16 protein-coding genes are annotated in these 23134 nt (G+C 40.2%); 6 read left to right on the top strand and 10 right to left on the bottom strand.

From position 1 onward, the window contains the following. Nucleotides 1–300: 300 nt before the first annotated feature. Both ACHFIY_RS02050 and ACHFIY_RS02055 read left to right on the top strand, forming a co-directional pair. On the top strand, nt 301–996 hold the full coding sequence (locus ACHFIY_RS02050; protein WP_410844381.1) for a carotenoid biosynthesis protein: 696 nt from the start codon (nt 301–303) through the stop codon (nt 994–996). Next, nucleotides 993–1469 carry a sterol desaturase family protein gene (locus ACHFIY_RS02055; protein ID WP_410844382.1) on the top strand — a complete coding sequence of 159 codons (477 nt, stop codon included), beginning with the start codon at nt 993–995 and terminating at the stop codon, nt 1467–1469. The genes ACHFIY_RS02050 and ACHFIY_RS02055 overlap by 4 nt, the downstream gene beginning before the upstream one ends. Nucleotides 1470–1512: 43 nt before the next feature. Here the strand turns inward: ACHFIY_RS02055 and ACHFIY_RS02060 are convergent, their stop codons facing one another. The 7 genes from ACHFIY_RS02060 to ACHFIY_RS02090 all read right to left on the bottom strand — a co-directional run bounded on the left by ACHFIY_RS02060 (nt 1513) and on the right by ACHFIY_RS02090 (nt 10882). Next, a complete protein-coding gene (locus ACHFIY_RS02060) occupies nt 1513–2877 on the bottom strand; it encodes a cytochrome P450 (protein WP_410844383.1) in 1365 nt (454 codons plus the stop codon). Nucleotides 2878–2972: 95 nt separating this feature from the next. Next, on the bottom strand, nt 2973–3266 hold the full coding sequence (locus ACHFIY_RS02065; protein ID WP_410844384.1) for a DUF5618 family protein: 294 nt from the start codon (nt 3264–3266) through the stop codon (nt 2973–2975). 57 nt (nt 3267–3323) lie between these two features. Further along, on the bottom strand, nt 3324–4931 hold the full coding sequence (gene nadB / locus ACHFIY_RS02070) for an L-aspartate oxidase (protein ID WP_410844385.1): 1608 nt from the start codon (nt 4929–4931) through the stop codon (nt 3324–3326). Between the two features lie 124 nt (nt 4932–5055). Next, on the bottom strand, nt 5056–7134 hold the full coding sequence (gene ispG / locus ACHFIY_RS02075; RefSeq protein ID WP_410844386.1) for a (E)-4-hydroxy-3-methylbut-2-enyl-diphosphate synthase: 2079 nt from the start codon (nt 7132–7134) through the stop codon (nt 5056–5058). Nucleotides 7135–7190: 56 nt separating this feature from the next. Further along, nucleotides 7191–7475, bottom strand: coding sequence for a hypothetical protein (locus tag ACHFIY_RS02080; protein WP_410844387.1), 285 nt, complete (start codon nt 7473–7475; stop codon nt 7191–7193). Between the two features lie 427 nt (nt 7476–7902). Next, nucleotides 7903–10389, bottom strand: coding sequence for a heparinase II/III family protein (locus ACHFIY_RS02085; protein WP_410844388.1), 2487 nt, complete (start codon nt 10387–10389; stop codon nt 7903–7905). Between the two features lie 265 nt (nt 10390–10654). Continuing rightward, entirely contained in the window at nt 10655–10882 is a 228-nt protein-coding gene (locus tag ACHFIY_RS02090; protein ID WP_410844389.1) for a hypothetical protein, read from the bottom strand. A gap of 1523 nt (nt 10883–12405) precedes the next feature. Between ACHFIY_RS02090 and ACHFIY_RS02095 the strand changes: the two genes are divergently transcribed. Then, nucleotides 12406–14634 (top strand): hypothetical protein, encoded by a 2229-nt coding sequence (locus tag ACHFIY_RS02095; RefSeq protein WP_410844390.1) that lies wholly within the window; start codon nt 12406–12408, stop codon nt 14632–14634. 49 nt (nt 14635–14683) lie between these two features. Here the strand turns inward: ACHFIY_RS02095 and ACHFIY_RS02100 are convergent, their stop codons facing one another. The 3 genes from ACHFIY_RS02100 to porX form a co-directional block, all read right to left on the bottom strand. Beyond that, nucleotides 14684–15919 (bottom strand): hypothetical protein, encoded by a 1236-nt coding sequence (locus ACHFIY_RS02100; RefSeq protein WP_410844391.1) that lies wholly within the window; start codon nt 15917–15919, stop codon nt 14684–14686. Between the two features lie 571 nt (nt 15920–16490). Further along, a complete protein-coding gene (locus ACHFIY_RS02105) occupies nt 16491–16817 on the bottom strand; it encodes a nucleotide pyrophosphohydrolase (RefSeq protein ID WP_410844392.1) in 327 nt (108 codons plus the stop codon). 225 nt (nt 16818–17042) lie between these two features. Beyond that, nucleotides 17043–18599 carry a T9SS response regulator signal transducer PorX gene (gene porX, locus ACHFIY_RS02110; RefSeq protein WP_410844393.1) on the bottom strand — a complete coding sequence of 519 codons (1557 nt, stop codon included), beginning with the start codon at nt 18597–18599 and terminating at the stop codon, nt 17043–17045. A 299-nt stretch (nt 18600–18898) separates the two neighbouring features. Between porX and ACHFIY_RS02115 the strand changes: the two genes are divergently transcribed. The 3 genes from ACHFIY_RS02115 to pckA all read left to right on the top strand — a co-directional run bounded on the left by ACHFIY_RS02115 (nt 18899) and on the right by pckA (nt 22993). Then, nucleotides 18899–19525, top strand: a complete 627-nt coding sequence (locus ACHFIY_RS02115; RefSeq protein WP_410844394.1) for a class I SAM-dependent methyltransferase — start codon at nt 18899–18901, stop codon at nt 19523–19525. A 299-nt stretch (nt 19526–19824) separates the two neighbouring features. Then, nucleotides 19825–21090 carry a C4-dicarboxylate transporter DctA gene (gene dctA, locus ACHFIY_RS02120; protein ID WP_410844395.1) on the top strand — a complete coding sequence of 422 codons (1266 nt, stop codon included), beginning with the start codon at nt 19825–19827 and terminating at the stop codon, nt 21088–21090. 289 nt (nt 21091–21379) lie between these two features. Continuing rightward, nucleotides 21380–22993, top strand: a complete 1614-nt coding sequence (gene pckA / locus ACHFIY_RS02125; RefSeq protein ID WP_410844396.1) for a phosphoenolpyruvate carboxykinase (ATP) — start codon at nt 21380–21382, stop codon at nt 22991–22993. Nucleotides 22994–23134: the final 141 nt, after the last annotated feature.

The raw sequence follows: 23134 nt of genomic DNA on the forward strand, positions 1-23134 counted from the left end.
TGTTTATTTGTGGATACCACAAGCAAGATTTTTTTAACATTTTTTAACAAATATTGAGGTTTTGGCATGATACATGCTCATATATTTTCTTTTAAAAATAACTTATGAGTACTTGCTGTTGAAACAATTAAAGAATTTTATTGTTATTAATTTTTTAAAATGATATTATACACGCTAATATAAATGGCTTCTGCGTATATTATTGCCAGCCATACTTGTAAAAAGAAATCACATATGCATATTCCAAAGTTCAAAAATTCAAAAATTGCATTTGCGTATCAATTAACCTTTTTGAACAAAGTGACAAAGACCTATTTTACAAAGCACAATATTGCCATTTTTATAGCCATCCTTTTCCATTTTTGTGGCGCAATTGGTATTTTGTTTTCGCCAAACAGCAATTGGTTTATACAAAATACCCCTTTCAACTTGTTGTTAATGGCTGTTTTGCTATTTTGGGTACAGCCACAAAAAAACATACCATTTTTTTTATTCTTTTTTACCGCTTTTTTAATAGGTATGGGGGCAGAGATGATTGGGGTGAACACGGGCAAGTTATTTGGCAGCTACCATTACAGTGCCACTATGGGCAAGCAGCTAAATGGCGTGCCTTACCTTATTGGCATCAACTGGTTTGTGGTTGTTTTTTGCAGTGGCGTATTGCTGAACAAAGCCAATGACTGGCTGGAAGAACAATACGAACTGGCGGATATACAGTTAAGGCCTTGGTTAAAGACCGTTTCCTTTGTTGTTGATGGGGCTTTGGTAGCTACATTGTTCGACTATATCTTGGAGCCGGTGGCTGCCAAACTGCATTTATGGGAGTGGCATGGGCACACCATACCCAATTATAATTTTGTTTGCTGGTTTTGCATAAGCTGTTTGCTGCTGCTTGTTTTTAAATGGCTTCATTTTGATAAACAGAACCAATTTGCCATGCATTTGTTAATCATTCAAAGTTTATTCTTTATAGCCTTGCAAATTTCTATGCCATGATGCTGCATATAGCTGTTGCCCTTTTTGTTTTTTGCATGATGGAGGGCATTACTTGGCTTACTCATAAGTATATCATGCACGGTTTCTTGTGGTACCTGCACGAAGACCACCATCAAAAAAGCAACGGCTTTTTTGAAAAAAACGATGCCTTTTTCCTCATTTTTGCCATCCCTAGCTGGCTGGGTATTATGCTGGGCAGTATGTACGATCATGATATTATTGTGAGCATCGGTTCTGGCATTGCCATGTATGGGGCGGCTTATTTTATAGTGCACGAAGTAATTATACACCAACGTTTTAAATGGCTTTCTAAAAGCAATAACCGCTATATAAAAGCCATTAGATGGGCGCACAAAATGCACCACAAGCACATAGACAAAGAAGACGGCGAAAGTTTTGGTATGCTGGTTGTCGCAAAAAAATACTGGGACAAAGTAAGGAGAGACGAGGCTTTGCAAAAGGGCGCTGTATAAGGGAAAACCATCAGCAATAAATGGCTTTAGCCATGAAAAATTTCTATTTAGAAATCCTTACACTTATTGGCTTTTCGCCTTTTATAATTATATTGGCAGTAATGCCAGGATATTTTGCAGATAACGTTTCTAAGGTAAAGGCCTGCAAAATACCACCTATAATTACTTGCATTTGATAATCGGCCAAGGCACGGCCAATGCACATCCTTTTGCCTTGACCAAAAGGGATATAGGCAAAGTTTTTGCCCTTGAAATTTTCCTTTTCAAAATTTTCTATTGTAAACACATCTCCACTCGGCCAAAATTGCCGGTGGCGGTGCAAGGCATAAGAACTTATTACCATGATGCTTTTTGCAGGCACCGGGTAGCCACACATTACATCATCTGTTGCCGCTTCCCTTGCGTAAGACCAAACGGGTGGGTACAACCTTAAAGCCTCTTTCATAACCATTTGCAGCAAGGGCAATTGCCTGTTGGCAAGGTGCAAAGTAGCATCTTTTTTTATGGAATTTGCCAGATCGTCCTTTACTTGCTGCTGCAATGCGGGGTTTGCAGCAAGGCTGTACAATGTCCATGTAATGGCTGTGGCTGTAGTGTCGAAGCCTGCAAACAAAAAATTCATAAACTGGTCGCGTATGCCTTCCTTGGTTGTATTTTGCAACTGGTAATCGGCTAATAACAATTGGAACAACCCAGTGGGCTTGTATTTTCCTTCAACCAACCCCTCTACCAAAGTATCGGCAATAGCATTTAGTGTTTCTAAATATTTTTTGTGCTTGGTATATTGGTATTTAATGCCCAATGGCTTCAGCAAAAAAGCTTTTAATTGGAACATGAACAAAGCCTTTACGCTAGAAGACTCCATCCTGCCACTAAGCGCATCATACATTGCATCGTAATCAAAACTAAGCTCGGCAGATACCTGTGTCCGCAGCATGATGCACAACATTAATAGGTTTAGCTCATGCTCTATGTTTACAATAGGGTTAGTTTTTATTTCATTTTCCCATTTTTTAATCAACCCAATTAGCTCGTTTTCAATAGTTGGCAGGGTGGCTTCAATGGCTGTTACAGAAAAAAGCCCTTTTAGCAACTTGTGTTGCGCTTCCCAGTCTTCCCCATCACTCATGAAAATCCCATTGCCCAGCAGTTCGTGCAGGCCTGTGATGGCAGACTGCTTCACGGCTTTGCCACGTGAATAGTTATCCTGGTTGTCTTTTAAAATATGCTTTACAAAATCGGGATGGTTTACAAAAATGATATTGCTGTTCTTGGCCAGTTGCATGGCAAAAATATCGCCATATAGGCCAATCATTTTAGAAATGGCTTTCAATGGGTTCCTGAGCAGCCCGATGGCATAAACAGGTATTTTGTGCGGGGGGATAAGCGGTATCGTTTTTTTTTTCATTGAGAATAGACATTTATTATACCACTTATTACATGAGCAGCACTGAACGCAGGCATCGGTACGCACAATGCCTACATAATCACCTTACGGGATTACTACTGTGGCAATGCTTTTTTTTGCTCTGCCCAATTAATAAATTTTTCTGCTTCCTTCAAGCCAATGCTAGACACATCTGCGTTTGATTCCCCGTCATAGCCCATCAATAAATGTAGCGTGTTATAGGCACTATTAAAATGAGTAAGGATTTTTTTGTCCATTTTCCCAAGTTCCTCTTTGTACCACTCTACGCTTTTCCTGCCTTTATAATACCCGTTTTCTTTCTGGGCTTTTCCATTTAATATTTCCCAGGCATTGTCTAAATACCTGTTTGCTTCTTTTAAGTGTTTCATATTGGTTGTTTTTTCAAAAGTAAGGTTTAATCAAATAATTTGATTGTTTACCAAGAACTACAATATAATATTCTGCAGCAATGCGCTTTTTTCCAAATGGTCGGTATTGTAATGCAATCCCCTGCTTTCTTTCCTGAATTCTGCCCCTTTTACAATGAGGTAGCCCACGGTAATAAGGTTTCGGAGTTCGCACATTTGGGGGGAAACTTTGGTGGCTCGATAAAGGGATTCAGTTTCTTCATACAATAAATCCAAGCGGCGCATGGCACGGCGCAAGCGGACATCTGTGCGCACAATACCCACATAGTCGCTCATGATTTGTTCAAGCTCCTTGCGTGTTTGGGTAATCAATATCATTTCTTTTGGTTCGGTGGTGCCTTTTGCTTTCCAGTCGGGCAGCTCGGAAGGGAAATGGTTGTTATTATTTATTTCTTCAATCAGTTCAGTGCTATCCGTAAAACAACGCTGCCCAAATACCATTGCTTCCAGCAGGCTATTGCTGGCCAAGCGGTTGGCACCATGCAAACCCGTGCTTGCACATTCGCCACAGGCATAGAGGTGCTTAATGGATGTGCGCCCCATATCATCTGTTTTAATGCCGCCGCAACTGTAATGTGCCGCTGGGGCTACGGGTATCATTTGCTGGGTAACATCTATCCCAATGCTGAGGCATTTTTGGTAAATATTGGGGAAATGGTGTATGAATTTTTCCTTGTCCATGTGCCTGCAATCTAGGAACACATGCTCTGTACCATTCTTTTTCATTTCATTGTCTATTGCACGGGCTACTATATCGCGGGGTGCAAGGTCTTTGCGTTCGTCGTAGTGTTCCATGAAAGCCTCGCCCTGTTTGTTGCGCAAAATGCCACCATCGCCACGAACGGCTTCTGTGATTAAAAAGGAGGGGGAAACACCGGGTTCAAACAAAGCTGTGGGGTGGAACTGTATAAATTCCATGTTTTCTATACGTCCTTTTGCACGGTACACCATGGCTACACCATCGCCAGTAGCAATACGAGGGTTGGTAGTGGTGCGGTACACCTGCCCATTGCCACCTGTGGCCAACAAGGTAATTTTAGAAGTAATTTTTTCTACTGCGTTGGAATGCACGTTCAGCACATAAACGCCATAGCAGGTAATATCTGTGGTGGATTTTGTAACTAGGTAACCAAGATGGTGCTGGGTAATAATATCTATGACAAAGCAATGCTTAATCAGGCGGATATTGTGTGTACGCTCCACTTCTTCCAATAAAGCCCTTTCCATTTCCTGCCCGGTTACATCTTTGTGGTGCAGGATTCGGTTTTCGCTATGGCCCCCTTCTTTCCCTAATGAATATTCGCCCGAGGCATCTTTATCAAAACGGGCGCCATATTCAATAATTTCTTTAATCCTTTCAGGACCTTCTTTTACAACTATCTCCACTATTTTTTCATTGCAAAGGCCATCGCCTGCTATCAATGTGTCTTCAATGTGTTTGTCATAGCTGTCTTTTTCCTCGTCCCACACGCCCGCTATGCCGCCTTGCGCATATTTGGTATTGGTTTCATCGGCTTGGGTTTTGGTGATAACAATGATTTGTTTCTCGGGGTAATATTTTGCCACTTTTAAAGAATACGTTAACCCTGCAATGCCGCTTCCAATTACCAAAAAATCTGTTTGCATGTTTCTAATTTTTCACCACACAGGGTTTAAGAGACTATTATTTGCCACAAAGGCACGAAAACATAAAGGGTACAAAGAATAACTTCTGTAGAAGTTTATCTAAGGCACAAGTTATCTAAATTTACTAATTGGCACTTACCAATGGCTCCACCCACGCCTCGCTTTCTTTGAGTAAATTAATCAGCTCGGCTACGGCAATGTTGCTTTCTATGTTTTTCTTTACCACTTCCTTGCCTTTGTACAGGGTTATTTTGTCCACGCCACTGCCCACATAGCCAAAATCGGCATCAGCCATTTCGCCGGGGCCATTAACAATGCAGCCCATGATGGCTATTTTTACACCTTTCAGGTGGTTGGTTACGCTGCGTATCTTGGCAGTAGTTTCCTGCAAATCGAACAATGTCCTGCCGCAACTAGGGCAACTGATATATTCTGTTTTGGAAATACGGGTACGGGTGGCCTGTAATATGGAAAAGGTAGTGGAATTGATAAACTGCTCTGGCGAGGCGTTGCTGCTGTAATTCCTCCCCTCGGTATTTTTGAAACCAGCATCCTGCAATTTGTAGCTATCACCAGTCATGCCAAAACAAATGCCATCGCCAAAACCATCCAGTAGTAAAGCCCCTGCTTCTGTGGCATAATGGATGAGGTGTTCGTCAGGCGTTTGCCAGTTGCTGTCTATAATAATTATTACAGGGTTTTGTATGCCTTGCAGCTCCAGTTCCATAAACATGCGGCGGATGCTTTGCATGTTGTTTTTATTAGTAGAAAACAAACTAATAATTGCTGTAGCATCGGTTTTCAACTTTGCAAACAAGGTTTCCAAGTGAGGTTGTGGATAACTTCCTGAATAGCAATCCACCATTACAAAGTTCAATGTTTCAGAAAGGGTGGTGTTTGCATCCAAATATTTATCCGCATCTACAATAGGGAAGCATTTTGTTTTATTTGCTGCTGCTTTCCAGGCATCGTAATAACTAATTATTTTCAATGTGCCTGGCAAGGCAAAGCCTACTGGCTTTGTAGCCGTAAAAATATAATCGGCCGCCGCATCGCTGATGTTCCATTTATCGCTGGCTTCGTGGTACGTATATCCAATGCTTTCCAGACTGGCAGGGGTAATTGATTTCTGCTTGCTCAAATCGGCAATTACTACAGGCACATGGTGGCTGCCCATATTATCAATGGCAAAACTTTTTCTTTTGGCGTATTGAAAAGGGCTGTAAGGCGGTTTGTCAATCAGAGGAACGGGTTTTACAGTTGACGGATGAAGGTTTACAGACGTTGCTGCTGCGTTGTTAGCTGTTGACTGTTGACATTCAACCGAATAACGTTTCGCCAAATCCCGGCAAACGGGTATTTCCAGTTCAGGGTCTTCTGTAAGGCTTACGCGGATGGTATCGCCAATGCCGTCTTCTAGCAAAGTGCCGATGCCCACAGCACTTTTCACCCTGCCATCTTCGCCATCTCCCGCTTCGGTTACGCCGAGGTGTAGTGGGTAACATTCGCCAAACTCCCCTTCCATTTGCTGTATCAATAGTCTATACGCCTGCACCATTACCTGCGGGTTGCTGGCTTTCATGCTTAGCACTATGTTGTGGTAGCTTTCGCCACGGGCAATGCGCAAAAATTCCATGGCACTTTCCACCATGCCCATGGGCGTATCGCCATAGCGGCTCATGATACGGTCGCTCAGGCTGCCGTGGTTGGTGCCTATGCGCATAGCCGTGCCGTATTCTTGGCAGATTTTTACCAATGGCGTAAACCGTTCCCTGATGCGGTCAATCTCCTCGGCATATTCAGCATCGGTATAATCAATCTGTTCAAACTTTTTCTTGTCAACATAATTGCCTGGGTTTACCCTTACCTTTTCTATGATACGGGCAGCAATTTCAGCCGCATTGGGGGTAAAATGTATGTCGGCAATAATGGGTGTGTTATATCCCCTTTTGCGAAGCCCTTCCTTGATATTCCTAAGGTTTTCCGCTTCGTTTTTGCTAGGGGCCGTAATGCGTACCAGCTCTGCACCCGCTTCTATGCAACGGATACTTTGCTCAATGGTGGCAATGGTATCCATTGTATCGGTAGTGGTCATGGTTTGGAGGCGGATGGGGTGCGCATTGCCCAGCAGCAAGCCCCCTATGTTTACTTCCCGGGTAATTAAACGGCTATACTGAGTGAGCGAGTTACAATACAATTGCATAATGATGTTTATGTGGTGCCAATGTATATAATAATACAGGCTGCAAAAATAATAGTTTAGTGGCAGTGGAAGGATAAGGAAAAGTTCTTATCAAAAATAGGCATATAGTTTTTAATATACTCTTGGAAGGAGGCAACGATTGTGGCATTGTAAGCCATGGCTCCCCGCATGGTGTCTAGCACAATGTCGGTGGTTATGGGGGCTATTGTATCTGGCTGGCCTGCAAAGTATGCTTTATAGCTTTTACTAGGCTGCTTAGGGTATCGCAGGTGGGGCAACGGTTGGCTGGTAGCCTCAATGGAGGAATTGGGGAAGGGCTGTGGGAAATACAAAAAAAGCACTATAAAACTATTAGAAAAGTATCATAAAATGATAGTAAAACTACCATAAAAGTATAGTAAAAGTATCATGAAATGACAATAAAAGTGTAGGAAAATGGGTGTTTTTATGCATTTTTAATAACGCCTGTAATTTTTAAAGTATTGAAAACCAATGACTTAGTTAGTTTTTATGAGCAGAAAACCATTTATTTTTTAAAATTATTTTTTGCCGTGCTTTTACCTGCTTTTATTAACCCCAATTATGATTCAAAGATAAGCTAAAGACGTTTATGACAAATGTATATTTCAAAGAATTTTTACTGGAGGGTTTTACCTATGCGACTGCCAGTTGAAAACTGGCTTATTTGGTAGGCGCGAGTGACCTTCTGCGCAGAACACTCGCGCCAGTGGACCAGTGGAAAGCTCTCAGAGAGTTCTCTCTCTCAAATTAAAACACAACCTTTCCATCTTTTTTATAACTCATTTCACTCCTTCCTGCTGCACCCATCTTAAAGATAACTACATCGTTTACCGTTTTATCATCTGTGGTAATAGTGAATATTTTTGTACCCTCTTTGTCTTCATGTAGACTCGTAATGGGTAGCTTATCTCCTCCCCTAAATGGGTACAACAATATCTTGAAGTTTGGCGCAACGGACAAAGAAGGTATTATCAATCGCTTATCCAAACCAAAAGTTCTGTCTTTAAAAAACTGTGTATTTATTTTTTCAAATACCTCTAAGTGTGGGGATGGGTTCTCATCAAAATGAAGTGAATCGGGGTGATTGCATTCTATTATCCTTACCAATAAAAGCGGTTCTCCGTTCTCTTGTTTTCTAGATGCTCCCCTAAAACGGTTGTCGTCATCGGGTTTTTCGCCCTTGTCTTTTCCAAGAATAACATCATTACCGTCAATTGAAATAATACTCAAATCCCACTCTAACATCATGTTCCATTCATACAAGTTCTGTTCGTTATTCTTTTGAATGTCGTCCACAATCAAAGAATAAGGATGTTTCCCTTTTACTAAACCTGCCGTACGAAACGATCGTTGAACGGGATTGTAAGGTATACGTACTGGCCATCCATCTTCATCCCATTGCAGTGGGTTGCCATACAGATAAGGTTGATAATGTGCCACTACATTAGGTGATGGATCTTTCTCAAAATTTTGGTTCTTATACAAACTATGGAAACGTTCTACACTTGGCAGATAGCTCTTGTACCTGGATGTCTTGAATTTAGGATCGTCAATGGCAGATGTTTCTATTGGTTTAGGCCAACGCCAATCATACGCATATTTCGTATCGCAAATGCCGAAAGTAGCCTCTGGCAGGTCAATTGTTTTCAACCATTTGGCAGGGGTAGCAAAATAACCTTGTCCTTTTCCGTTAATCAATATCACATTGTGGTACTTCGATTCTACTCCACGGAAGCCATCCACGCTCCATCCACGTCCTAGTGCGCTGAAATCAAAGTTGCCCCTGTCTGCATGTTCGTGCGAAGCAGCTATCCCGTCTTGCCTTGCTTCCATTTCAAAAAAAACAGCATCCTTGTTCCATGAACTCCTTGTGTCAATAGATCCTCTTGTACTATCATAAAATGTGAGTGGCAGGTTTAGCTTTGCACCATTCTGATAGTCTATTGTTTTGCCATTGGCATCTTTGTTAGGGTCGGTGGCGCATATCAATGGCACAATAATGTTCATCTTCTCTAGGAGTGATTTATCCCCTTTTTCATTCACCTTGCATTGCCATAGATAATCTACCAAACTATCTTTTGGATAATAATATTTCATCATTCCCACTTGCTCAACTGATGGCCCACCATCGCCGCCGTCACCGTGACTTTCCCATTTGTAGGCATACGGTTGCATGGTACCCACCCACCAGTTTTTCATCGCTTTAAAATGTGGGTGTGCCAAATATACATCGCCCCTACGGCTCATGGCAATCATGGCAGGGCAGCCCCAATAGAACCCAAAAGCAGTATAACCTACTGCTTCAGTACTCATCCCGTTACTCGAAATGGCATAGCTTAAATAAGACTGTACCACTTCGCTAGATTTCTTATATACTCTGGGGTCATAACCCTTTTCGCCCTCAATAGCTATTGCATTCAACACAAAGGACTGTGCCACCATTATCCAATTCCAATTACGAAAGTGAGGCGGTATCTTCATCCCCAATGTTATCCTACCATAGGTATATTTTGCCAATAACTCACGTATGTAATCCCGCTGCTCGATAGTGAGGTTATTGTAGGTGAAATCATATAGATAGGCAATGAACTGATAAGCCATCACCTCCTTTGTGCCCGCCCGCCAAGCATCCTCCGGATAGGCAGAGCCTTTTATGAGTGAATCATAAACAGGGCGTTTGATTTTTACATAATTGTAAAAAGCATTTGCCACTTTCTTGCCCTCTTCCTTCTTATCGAATATGAGGCAATCGAAGCTTTTAAGCATCATCTCATAAATAAAATAGGGTTGGTAATGACCTTCGCTACCGTTTGCCTTGGGCTTGGTATCAAGCGTTTTCTTCGCCTCCTCCCATTCACCATTTGCCAATTGATTGAACGTTTTATATTCCCAATTACTTTCTTTCTCAAATATGGATGTGCGCTTGTGTAGGTTTTCCAATAACAATTTCCCTGCATTGGTATTTTCAATCCTTGTTCTGATGTCTGGTATTTGATCTGGACTGAACAATATCCTTGGATGGACGCCAGCTTTTGGCACTTTTCCCAAACGGTCGGCTGCAAAGCCAGTTAAGTCTGGTTTTGTAGCAGGTACTTCGGGAGAAGCAGGCCATTTCCATACATTATTAAGAATATCTTCGGCATAAGGTTCTCCGTTTGCGTTCACCCTTTGTTGGGCATTAATAGAAAGAGAAAACATTGTAAAGGCAACCACACAAGCAATCTCTTTAATCATATTCATTTACAGTTTTATTTAAAAATAGATGATTGAAATTATAAAAAGTTTAAAGCTAACTGAAAAAGTATAGTTTTAAGCTTATTGGATTATTGGTAGGTACCTTACCAAATACTCATCTTATGTATTATTGCTTTTCAAGTGATTGCCTATGGCAAATGGATTCATTAAAATTCCGGACTAGCCATAAAAATAGCTTCCTTATAGCATTTCACTCACACACTAGGCTATATGTCTACAAGCTAGATGCCAGTTACAAACGGGCTTATTTTGCAAGCGCAAGTGACCAGCTACGCTGAACACTTGCGCTAGTGGCGGGGTTGATGTTCCAGCCGAGGCCTACCCAGCTTGCCTCTTGCTCCATGGTTATGGAGCCATCGTAAAAGATATTGATGGGGTATCCACCTACATATAGCAGTGGGATATTATAGCTAAAGTCACCCGTGAATAGGTTCACCATATTGTCTGTGCCGATAGACTTGAAAGAAGCCATTTCTGGCTGGTTGGGGCCGCCGATGAGTGGTTTTTGGGGAGTAGCTATTTTGAGCTGGAGTGCTTTTTTTTGTGGAGAGACCTCACCCCAACCCGACCTTGCCCCAGTGCCGACCTCACCCCAACCCCTCTCCGAAGGAGAGGGGCAAGAAAAAGGGAGAGGGGGCAAGAACGAAGGAGAGAATGCGAAGACCTAAGCGATAGTTTGAAATGGGTTATTTTTTGTTTTTCGGTAGTTTATTTTTTTTTTACTTTTTTCATTTTTTACTATAACTCATTGACATTCAGTTGTTTAAGTTTTTTTTACCTCATTTTTTATGATAATTTAAGTGAATTTTATGATACTGTATTGATAATGGAATGATAGTTTTATTATAGTAGAATGATAATTTATTGATAAGAAACTGATAAGATTTTGATGGTGGATTATCATTTTCCTAAGCCAGCTACCATCCGGAAGCCTTTAGCCTGAAAGGCTTTTAGCAGGATGATTTTCGCAAACCGATTTCTAACGACTATAACCTCCTGCGTTTGCAGGAAGGGCAAACCAAGAACAATTGCTTATTTTTTATAATATCCATTTTACCTTGCTTTTTATTAAAATAGTTTCAGTTTTGCCAATTTCTGGTTTTTTTCCAACTCTGTTGTTTTTCAAAAATTGCTTTCACTCATTTAAACCATTGATTATCAACAATATAGGAAAAAAATTGTGAGTGATTCGTGCGTGTTTTGTGCGTACTTTTTGAGTGATTTGTGCGTGATTTGTGAGTGATTTGTGAGAAAAAGTGAGTGATTTGTGGGTGATAAACGCAACACCAAATTTTGGCACTACAACTATTTTAATATTAGTAAAAAAGAACTACGATTTAGCTTGGGTTGTTTTGTCTCCATGCTTTAAGCTAAATATTGCACGAAGATAAACTAAATATATTAGTATTTCGGAAAATTATTATTGTACTATTGTTAGATGAACCCTCTAAATGCTATAAGCTCTTGAACTGTCTGGGTTTGATGAAGACGCAAATCGGGAGATTTGCAAACGCTATGACGTAGACAGGAGTCTACGCCAAGCTGAGTATCCCAAATTTCCCCTATATAGGATTTTGGCACTGAGTGTATAGTTGTGATACGTTTCGCTAACATTATGCCCTGATGGATATGCAAAACAGGAGTTTTGCAAACACAAGGGCGTAGTCTGGAGACATACGCCCAGCATCACCTTTTTATTTGGGAACTCTACGACTAGCGGGGAAAATCTGAATAAGTTATTTCATATACATGAACAGATATATATTGCACCAAATAAATAACAAACTAGATTGCCATTAATTTAGAAAGAAATTAAAACCCAAAAACCCATGACCTTATACGAAAAGCTGCAACTGGCACATAGCGAGGAAGATGTAAAAGATACTTATATAAAGGCATTGGGTTTAAAGGGATATAGCAAAAAACCTTATTGATATACAAACCAAAGAAATATGGTTTGAAGCTAAAGACGGATATAAGCATAGCACATACCAAATGTTTACACAGCTTTTGCATTATGTGCAGCAAGCCCTTAACCAAGGCGACTACATCCCCCCCTTTTTATGTGTGATAGACACAAAGAAAGGAGCAATAATGAAAACTGCGGATGCTTTGCCGTTAATATCTAATAAAAAGCAACCTATAAAATGGGGTAAAAGTGCAAGCGGATATACGCAGGAAGCATTAGACATTGTATCTGCTTACATTGGCACTTATATAGTAAGTTTTAAAATAGAAACGCACGAAGATGAATTTATAAGCACTATAAAAAATGCTATACAGAAAGGGGACATTATACGCACCCAAATAACGCCTGACAATTTAAAGCAGGTGTTTGATAAATGGGTAGTAATGATTGGCAGGGAAATAAAAGGCATAGCTGTAGAAAATTATGCCCTTTTGTTTTTCGCCGATATTATGAGCGATGGAACAGTAAGCACACACGAAAACCTACCAGCAGAATTATTGCATAAAAACAATGCACCCGTATTTAGCCTTGCTGGCAAAATATACGAACTTGGCAGCAAAGAAGGCTACCGCCAATTTTGGACAATTTACAACCGCCCACCAAAAGCAGAATACCGGAATTATTTGTTAGAACGCAGGGATAGCCTGATACCGATAGACGAACGTAGCTTTAAAGGGGCTTACTACACACCACTTGCCGTGGTTGATAAAGCCTATGACAAACTAACCGAAACCCTTGGCAATAACTGGCAACGAGAATATATAGTATGGGATATGTGTTGCGGGGTGGGCAACCTAGAGGTAAAGCATAGTAACCCCCGAAATATATACATGAGTACGCTAGACCAAGCCGATGTAGATGTAATGAAAGCTACCAAAACTTGTGTAGCCGCCCAACGTTTTCAGTACGACTATTTAAACGATGATATTTCCGAAGACGGTAAAATAGATTATTCGCTTACAAATAAAATACCTATAAGCTTACGCAACGCCATTGCTGAAGGCAAAAAGATATTGGTATTGATTAATCCACCTTATGCAGAATCTGGCGAAGGAATTGGTGGTGGCAACAAAGAAGGTGTTGCAAAAACAAAATTAGCTTTATCAGCAATGCAAGGATATGGCAAGGCGAGTAATGAATTGTTTACACAATTTGTAGTAAGAGTTGCACAAGAGATGCCTTCCGCTAAGCTTGCAATGTTTAGTACATTAAAATATGTCAACGCCCCAACTCTCGAAGTTTTTAGAAATGAATGGAACGCAAAATATTTAGGGGGATTTGTTGTACACAGTAAAGCTTTTGATGGCATAAATGGAAACTTTCCCATCGGTTTTTTAGTTTGGGCAACAAATCAAAATGCAAAGAAAAAAGAATTAGTAAAAGAAATTGAAGTTGAAGTCTTAGATAAAAATGTAAATCCGATAGGTGAAAAAGTATTTTATAACTTACCATCTACACAGTTATTAACAAATTGGATTGTAAGACCCAAAACCAATAAAATAGACATTGTACCCTTAAAAAATGCTGTTATTCCTGCTACAGTTACAAAAGACTTACGAGGTACAAAGTGGTCTGATAATGCAATTGGTTATTTGTATTCCAATTCAAATGATGTTTCACATGCAACAATGAATACAAATTTGCTTTCTTCTGGTTATGGCAGCGCAAGAGGTTTTTTTATCAACAAAGAAAATGTTCGCGAAACAGCCATAATATTTTCTATTAGAAGATTAGTAAAAGCTACATGGCTTAACGATAGAGACCAGTTTCTACAGCCTGACAAGCCATTGCCAGCAGTATTTAATAATGATTGTTTAGTATGGATGTTATTTAATGGTAGTAATCTAACTGCTAGTGCAAATGATTTAGAGTGGAATGGCAAAACATGGAGCATAGTAAACCATTTTATCCCTTTTACAGAAAATGAAGTAAACGCACCGGATCGGTTTGAGAGTGATTTCATGGTGCAGTATATGGCAGACTTAGTATTTAGTACAGAAGCCAAAGCTGTATTAGCAGAAGGCAAAAAACTATGGCAAGCTTATTTTGCCCAAACAGATGTAAGGACGGTAAGGGATGAATTAAAATTAAACCGTGCAGATGTAGGTTGGTATCAAATACGCAAAGCCTTAGAATCAAGAAATTCCAGTGGGGATTATATACCAGTTAGTTTTAAAGAATTTGCAGAAGTATATAAAACATTATCGGAAAAGTTACAACCACAGGTGTATGAATTTGGTTTTTTGAAAGCCTAAATTTCTCCTAGCTAAAGTCGAAGGGGTATATTGTAGGTAATCTTGACTATTATCTGTGAAAATGGCAGAACTCTCGGTATGTTCTAATTTCACATGACTTATCCTTTATTTCTCTACTCCTACATGGCGCGCCACAAGTATGTGCATTACCAAGTTGCTGGTTAAAAGAATAACCTAGTCTTTTTTTCACTTCTGCTTCCGTAAAAATATTTTCTAATTGATTATCATCACCATCTTTTGACTTAACAATGAGTATTCCATCCTTATCTAAAAATTTTATGGTGAGACCCTCATCTTCTAAAGTCCATTCAGCCTCATAATTTTTCAAATTGTCTATATGTTTTCTGTTAATGGCTTCTATAACTTTCAATTCAAGACCAATGAAGAATTTTGTTTTACCAAACTTTCTGGTTTTTTCTTGAAATAAATCCAAATTATTGTTTAAACCATTATTAACATCCTCATTCTCTCTAATTAATCTATAGTCAAAGCACTCACCGTAAAACTCTTTTCCTTTAAATATGTATTTCGTAAAAAACTTTTTCTGATTGATTTTAACCTTCCTTAATTGTTTCTGTTTAAGTGGTCTTATGTACTTGTTGAAATATTTTGAATCTAAAATGTAACTTAAAAAAATACCATAGTTCAGCAATTGTACTTCAAATGAAGAGTCGTCACTTGCTATATTATTGTCATTTGGGGGGTCATCTACGATAACGCATTGTGATAGTTTTGTATCACCAAAATTATTAATCATTGCTATTGTTCCAAATCTAAGAAAAACGCTTTTTAATGATTGGTCTTTCTTTTTTTCTAAAATATCATTTTTAAATGTTGAATAGTATTTATTGACAGTCCCTTTTGTTTCTAATTCATACTCTTTATTTTCTACTATAATTGAGTAGTCTAAATATTTTCCTTCGATTGGCACACCAATCTTTTTAAATTTACTAGGGGAAGTATTTAATAACTCAATAGTATATTTTATTCCAAAAGAAACTCCAATTATTTCTGAAATTATTTTCTTTTTTCTGTCGTCATTTGAAGTATTTTCTATTCTTTCAGGGAAAATATTTATAAAGTCAGAATGTAATAACTCATATGCTGGAATTTTTGACTGTAGGTATTCAAAATCAGCTTCCCGAATGTGATTAGGAACTTCTTCCATCATGATACCATACTTAAATATTTCTGGTTTACAAATTTGGAAGTCTTCCTTGGACTTAAATAGTTCTAAGTCCTTTACAGTTTCATCTAAATGAATTTTAGGTTTTGATATACTCATAGCTCACAATATTACCGCTCATAAACGGCTTGACTTTATTAGTAAATTACAATTTCGTAAGCCTTTAACCGTCATTTGGTAAAAGTATAAATGTTTATCTAAAATGCTGTTGCTGAATTTTTATAATATCAGCTTGATTTATAGATAATGTATTTATTGGAGCGAATAACCACCCCGGCCTGCGGCCACCCCTCGGGTGGGGAATTTTATGCTTCTCCCTCTTCTCCGCTTCGGAAAAAGCTCAATAGATAGCTAAGCCTTGAACGGTGCTATCGCCGTAAAAGCTAAATCTTGGATAGGATGCTTGGACACAAAAAATCTTTCTTTTTTTCAAATGTATAATTGCACTTATCATCAGCAGGCTACGGTGCTTGTAAAAATGGGTGGCATTGGCACAAAGGGTATAGAACTGGTTCTCGGAAAGCTGGTTGCCCACCTGTTTGCTTAACTGGGAACTGGGGTAATAGCCCACGGAAACGGTAGTCCATTTTTTTCAGTTTTACGCAACGCACAAGATTGAATGACAAGGAGGGCCGCTAGAAAATAAATGGATAGCCTAAGCACGCATTTTTTATTTTAGTTTTTCATTTTCCAGATGCCGTTTAGCATCCCTACTATTCTTTTTTTCAAAGTTCTTTGCCAATGCTTCGGTTAGGTTTACGCCAGTTTGGTTGGCGAGGCACATTAGCACCCACAGTACATCGGCCATTTCATCGGCCAATTCCTTGTTTTTATCGCTCTCTTTAAACGACTGTTCTCCATATTTTCTTACCATTAACCGTGATAGTTCGCCTACCTCTTCCATTAAAATGCCAAGGTTGGTCAATTCATTAAAATAACGAACGCCTACGGTTTTTATCCAGTTGTCTATATCTGCTTGTGCTTGTTCTATGGTCATGATTGAGCGAAGTAAAACATTTTATACCACTGATTAAATGATTTGAATGATTATCATGATTGAACCTCATCACGAGCAAGGCTTTTATTGAAATGATTTTCGCAAACCATTTTCTTTTAAGTATAAAATTTCTCAGCACAGCCATTAGGTCTATTAAACGCATACTACCACAGGTTGCATCTGTGGCTATTGTTGTTTAACTCTTTCAGGGTTTTTAGCGACTTATTACTTACTAACCATCTGTACCACGGGTATTATCATTTCTTCCATGCTCACCCCTCCATGCTGGAAAGTATTGCGGTAATAGTTTACATAATGGTTGTAATTGTTGGGGTAGCATAAAAACCCGTCTTCCTTAGCAAAAATAAATGAGGAATTGACATTTGGTGATGGCAAACCCGCTTCCTTAGGATCCCGGAAAGCCAGCACATCTTTGGGTTCATAGTTCAGGTTCCTGCCGTGCTTGTAGCGCAGGTTGGTGGTGGTTTGCTTGTCGCCAATTACCTTGCTTGGTTTTTTTACACGTACCGTGCCATGGTCTGTTGATAGTACCAGTTTTATTTTTTTGTCGGCAATTTTTTTCAAGGCACTGTGCAGGGCACTGTGTTCAAACCAGCTTTTGGTAACGCTTCGGTAGCTTGCCTCATCGCCAGCCAATTCTTTCAAAACCTCCATTTCAGTACGGGCATGGCTAAGCATGTCCACAAAATTGTACACGATTATGTTCAGGTCGTTGGTAAGCATATTGTGTATGTTGTTCACTAGGTTCTGCCCATCGTGGTGGTGCAGCACCTTGGTATAGCTTACTTTTAGGTTGTCTTTTTTCAACTTTTTTAGGCTGGCCCTGAAAAAATCTTCCTCAAATAAGTTTTTGCCACCTTCCTCGTCATCGTTCTTCCATTGGTTGGGGAATTGCCTTTCTATGTCTATGGGCAACATGCCGCTAAAAATAGCGTTGCGGCTGTACTGTGTAGCCGTAGGCAGTATGGAATAAAATGTTTCCTCATCCGTTATACGGAAGCTTTCTGTAAAAATGGGTTCTATTGTTTTCCATTGGTCTAGCCGCAGGTTGTCTATCAACACAAAAAACACAGGCACGCCTTTTTCCAGCAAGGGTAAAACCTTTTGCTGCAGCAAGGTATGGCTCATGATGGGTTTTTCAAATGTTTTTGGGTTCATCCATTTGGTGTAGTTGCGGCTGATGAACTTAAAAAACTCCGTGTTGGCTTCTTCTTTTTGCGAAGCCAATATTTCCTGCATCTCGGGGCTATTGGTTTTTTCCATTTCCAGCTCCCAATACACCAACTTTTTATAAATATCCATCCAGTCGTTGTAGTCGGGGTTGCTGTTTAGCGCAGTAAACAGGTTCCTGAATTGCTGCTGGTAGGTAGTAGTGGTTTTTTCGGAAACCAACCGCTTGTTATCTATTATTTTCTTTAGGCTAAGTAGTACCTGGTTTGGGTTTACTGGCTTAATGAGGTAATCTGCTATCTGGCTGCCGATGGCATCGTCCATCAGGTTTTCTGTTTCATTTTTGGTAATCAGCACCACGGGTATCTGGCGGTTGATTTCTTTTATTTTTACCAGTGTTTGCAAGCCGGTAATGCCGGGCATGGTCTCGTCTATCAGCACCACGTCAACCGGGTTGGTTTTCAGGTAGTCCAACGCATCAAAGCCATTTGAAAAAGTGGTTACGTCATAACCCTTGTTTTCCAAGAACATTTTCTGCGACTGCAGGCTTTCCATTTCGTCATCTACCCAAATAATTTTTGCTAAAGGCATGCTATTGTATTTAATGGTTTTAAAAAATCCCTGAAAAAAGCGGATAAGTAGTAATGAGGAAAACAGTTAATGCACATTAATTGTTTTTGGTAAATAATTCAGGTAAAAATTCTAATCAAATAGTAGATATATTTTATAGCTTGCCATACCAAATATAAGAAAAGAAAGGCGAAACATTCCTTTCCATGCTATCCTTTAACCTTGATTTTGCAATTTGGGGTTAAAAATCATTTTGATACAAAGACATAAATACTTGAAGAAGAACTAAGAAAACAGGCTATTTCATATATTTTTACCCCATGACCACCCCTTTAGCCATACAGCAAATCAATATTGGAAAAAGCTTTGTGGAACTATATGTACCCGATCAAGAGTATATAAAGCAACATTACCAGCAGCAAAAGAAACAAAACCCAGATACTCCTTTCCCATATTGGGCCAAAGTTTGGCCAGCTTCTTTGGCAATGGCTAGTTTCTTTGATGAAAATGAGCGGTATATACAAGGCAAACAGGTACTTGAAATAGCTGCTGGGTTAGGCTTGCCTTCTGTAGTGGCTGCGAAACATGCAAAAAATGTTTACTGCACGGATTATTTGCCAGAGGCTGTTGATGCCATTGGGCAATCTATTCAGCACAACCAACTACAAAATATGCAAGTGGGCTTGCTCGACTGGAACGATTTGCCGAGTAACCTAATTGATATAGAAGTATTGCTGCTAAGCGACATCAACTACAACCCCGAAAGTTTTCAAGTATTGCTGGGTGTAATAACAACATTCCTTGAAAAAGGCTGCACCATCATACTTTCAACTCCTCAACGCTTGCTGGCAAAGCCATTTATAGAGCAATTATTGCCTTTGTGCAAACATCAAAAGGAATATATCCTAGGTGATGTTGCTATAACAGTGATGGTATTGCAATTTTAATGAGTCATGTCTTGTTTCCGAAACTACCAAAACACGTTTGGTAATTATTCCGAACCATTCCGAAGGTTTCGTTTCCATCCTACCTGCCTAATATTGCCCTATCAATTTGCACACAATTGCACAAGCTGCCTAAAAATATTGCGTATGAAAAAAAGGGGTTTCAGCAGTTGCCGTTACCTATTAAAAGCTGGAACTTAATTGCCTTTGAATTATTTATTGTAATTGTTTACCCAAAACAATGCTTGGTAAATTTGCGTATCCAACTTTTTTTGGGGCATAAAATAATTTAAAGCTTTGCCATGAAATATTTAAAGCAATTGTATGTACAGGTATTGATAGGCGTGGTGCTGGGCATAGCTATAGGCTACTTTTTCCCATCGCTGAACGGTACAGGCAAAATAATAAGCGAAGCATATATCAGCCTCATTAAAATGCTGATTGCGCCGCTTATCTTTTTTACCGCCACTATTGGCATTGCCAGTTCTGGCAACCTAGGCAAAGCTGGGCGAATTGGTGGCAAAGCCATCCTTTACTTTGAGATAGCATCTACGGTAGCAATGTTCCTAGGTGTAATGATTGTGAATATATTAAAACCTGGGGTGGGCATATCCACACAAAACCTATCGCTTGGCAGTATTGAATCCTTCGTGCAAACAGGGAAAGAGGTAAAATGGATTGATTTCTTTATTCACATCATCCCTAGCAACGTAATTGATTCTTTTGCCAAAGGCGATATTCTTCAGGTATTGGTGTTCTCTGTGCTGTTTGGCATTGGGCTGAATAAAATAGGCGATGCTGGAAAGTCGGTCGTTGCCACATTCGGGAAAATAAACAAAGTGCTGTTCGAGGTGCTGAACATGATTACCCTGTTAAGCCCGCTTGGTGCTTTTGGAGGTATCCTTTATACAGTAGGCAAGTTTGGCTTTGCTACCCTGTTTGTATTGGGCAAGCTGATGTTGACGTTCTATTTGGCTGCAATCATTTTTATTTTCCTTGTGCTAGGCCTTGTAATGCGGTATTACAAACTAAGTATCTTAAAGCTACTAGCCTACATAAAAGAAGAAATATTGATTGTGGCAGGGTCTTTCAGCAGCGAGTCTGTACTGTCGAACCTTATGTACAAGCTGGAGGAAGCAGGCTGCGAGGCATCGGTGGTGGGGCTGGTAATACCTACGGGCTATAGTTTTAACCTAGATGGCACGTCTATTTACCTAAGCATGTCTATGTTGTTCATAGCCCAGGTATTTAATGTGCCGTTAGATGTTTGGCAGCAGCTAACAATCGTGGGCGTGCTAATGATTACCAGCAAAGGGGCGGGCGGCATCACGGGCAGCGGCTTTATAGTGCTGGCCAGCAGCTTGGCAGCCATTAAGATAATACCTGTAGAAGGGTTGGCATTGCTAATAGGGGTAGATAGATTTATGAGCCAGTGCAGGGCACTTACCAATATGATAGGCAATACCGTGGCAACGGTAGTAATTGCCCGAAACGAGAACATGCTGGACATGGCGGTTTACAACAAAATGGTAGAAGGGAAAACAGTGGTAGTAGAAAGTACTAGTTGATTTGCCCCTCACCTTCTGGTAGCTATGGCGTAAAAGCATCTTTTTAATTGAAGCGAATGGCTAAACCGCAAAGATTCGCAGAGCCGTTCTCACAAAGAAGTCGCAAAGTGGATGTAAGCAAAAAAGGCAAAACGCTTAATGAGGGCAAAGTTTAGGCGAATATGCTGCATTATACTTGAAAAGACCTGTTTTTCTTCTTTATTTCCTTAGTGCCACTTTGAGCCTTCGAGCCTTTGTGGCAAAAATACCTATGCAGCAATGCAATTTTTTCAAACAAAAATGAATAGTTATGAATGCAACAAATGTGGGCAATGCTATTTACAAACAATTAAATAGCCTTGGCATTAGCAATCTAAACGTTAGCTACCAACTTCCTCCCAATGAATTGATAACACAAACATTGCTTAGGGGCGAAGGCGTGCTGAACGACACGGGGGCTTTGTGCATAACAACAGGCGATTTTACAGGCCGTAGCCCAAAAGATAAGTTCATAGTAAAAGATGCCATTACAGCAAGTACGGTCGACTGGGGCAATTTCAACATACCGATTGATGAAAAATATTTCCACCAGCTAAAGACCAAAATGCTGCAATACCTAAACAGAAAGCATGAAATTTGGGTAAGAGATTGCGTGGCATGTGCCCACAACGATTATAAACTGAACATCAGGGTAGTGAATGAAAACCCTTGGAGCAACTTATTTTGCCACAATATGTTCTTACGCCCAACAGAGCAGCAGCTTGCTAACTTCAAGGCTGACTGGCACATTATCCAAGCACCGGGGTTTAAAGCAGACCCAGCAATTGATGGCACACGGCAAAACAACTTTGCCATCGTTTCTTTTACCCACAAAACAATCCTTATTGGCGGCACTGGCTATACGGGCGAGATGAAAAAAGGCATTTTTACCATCTTGAATTTTGTGCTGCCGTTCGAGAAGCAAGTATTGAGTATGCACTGCAGTGCCAATATTGGGGAAAATGGCGATGTTGCCGTGTTTTTTGGGTTGAGCGGAACGGGCAAAACAACCCTTAGCACAGACCCTGAAAGAAAACTGATAGGAGATGACGAGCATGGCTGGACAAAAAACTCGGTTTTTAATTTTGAAGGCGGGTGCTATGCCAAATGTATAGACCTGAGCGAGGAAAAAGAACCTGAAATTTTTAAAGCCATCAGGCCGGGGGCATTGGTGGAAAATATTGTTTTTGCCAAAGGCACAAATACCATCGACTTTCAAGATAAATCAATTACCGAGAATACCCGTGTTTGCTACCCGATAGATTTTATAAGCAATGCCGCAGAGCCAAGTATTGGCAAGCGGCCTAAAAATATTTTCTTTTTAACCTGCGATGCCTACGGTGTTTTGCCGCCAATAACCAAACTTACTGCCGAGCAGGCCATGTACCAGTTTATAAGCGGCTACACCGCAAAAGTGGCTGGCACAGAAGCTGGCGTGGCAGAGCCAAAAGCCACTTTTAGTGCCTGCTTTGGTGCGCCTTTCCTGCCTTTGCACCCTGGGTTTTATGCTAAAATGCTGGGCGATAAAATAACCGAAAACCGGGTGAACGTGTGGATGGTGAACACTGGCTGGAGCGGCGGTGGCTATGGCGTGGGCAGCAGGATGAAACTTTCCTACACACGGGCAATGATTACCGCTGCACTGAATGGGGATTTGGATGAAGTTGTATACCAAACACACCCTGTATTTGGGGTAGAAATGCCTGTAACCTGCCCCAATGTTCCAACAAGCATCTTGAACCCACAGTCTACATGGGCAGATAAATACGCCTATATTGCAGAGGCCAATAGGCTAGCTGCATTGTTTACCAGCAATTTTGAGCAATATGCAGATGGCGTAAGCGAAGAAGTTTTAGCTGCTGCCCCTAAGCCATTGGATATTTAAACCGCTTTACAACCGATAGTTATATTGCCCACAAAAACACCTTAGTAGTTACAACTAATCTTTAAAATCCCTTCTCCCGCTATATGCAGCCTTGTGCGTTACGCACAACTTCCACTTAAAATTGCCCACAACTGTTCAGTT

This window comes from Parasediminibacterium schistidii (assembly GCF_046546515.1).
Lineage (GTDB): Bacteria > Bacteroidota > Bacteroidia > Chitinophagales > Chitinophagaceae > Parasediminibacterium.

Excerpts from the sequence above, each read along its gene's own strand:
- ACHFIY_RS02055 (WP_410844382.1), top strand. The coding sequence starts at position 993 with ATGATGCTGCATATAGCTGTTGCCCTTTTTGTTTTTTGCATGATGGAG.
- ACHFIY_RS02060 (WP_410844383.1), bottom strand. The coding sequence starts at position 2,877 with ATGAAAAAAAAAACGATACCGCTTATCCCCCCGCACAAAATACCTGTT.
- ACHFIY_RS02065 (WP_410844384.1), bottom strand. The coding sequence starts at position 3,266 with ATGAAACACTTAAAAGAAGCAAACAGGTATTTAGACAATGCCTGGGAA.
- nadB (WP_410844385.1), bottom strand. The coding sequence starts at position 4,931 with ATGCAAACAGATTTTTTGGTAATTGGAAGCGGCATTGCAGGGTTAACG.
- ispG (WP_410844386.1), bottom strand. The coding sequence starts at position 7,134 with ATGCAATTGTATTGTAACTCGCTCACTCAGTATAGCCGTTTAATTACC.
- ACHFIY_RS02085 (WP_410844388.1), bottom strand. The coding sequence starts at position 10,389 with ATGATTAAAGAGATTGCTTGTGTGGTTGCCTTTACAATGTTTTCTCTT.
- ACHFIY_RS02090 (WP_410844389.1), bottom strand. The coding sequence starts at position 10,882 with ATGGCTTCTTTCAAGTCTATCGGCACAGACAATATGGTGAACCTATTC.
- ACHFIY_RS02095 (WP_410844390.1), top strand. The coding sequence starts at position 12,406 with ATGTTTACACAGCTTTTGCATTATGTGCAGCAAGCCCTTAACCAAGGC.
- ACHFIY_RS02100 (WP_410844391.1), bottom strand. The coding sequence starts at position 15,919 with ATGAGTATATCAAAACCTAAAATTCATTTAGATGAAACTGTAAAGGAC.
- ACHFIY_RS02105 (WP_410844392.1), bottom strand. The coding sequence starts at position 16,817 with ATGACCATAGAACAAGCACAAGCAGATATAGACAACTGGATAAAAACC.
- porX (WP_410844393.1), bottom strand. The coding sequence starts at position 18,599 with ATGCCTTTAGCAAAAATTATTTGGGTAGATGACGAAATGGAAAGCCTG.
- ACHFIY_RS02115 (WP_410844394.1), top strand. The coding sequence starts at position 18,899 with ATGACCACCCCTTTAGCCATACAGCAAATCAATATTGGAAAAAGCTTT.
- dctA (WP_410844395.1), top strand. The coding sequence starts at position 19,825 with ATGAAATATTTAAAGCAATTGTATGTACAGGTATTGATAGGCGTGGTG.
- pckA (WP_410844396.1), top strand. The coding sequence starts at position 21,380 with ATGAATGCAACAAATGTGGGCAATGCTATTTACAAACAATTAAATAGC.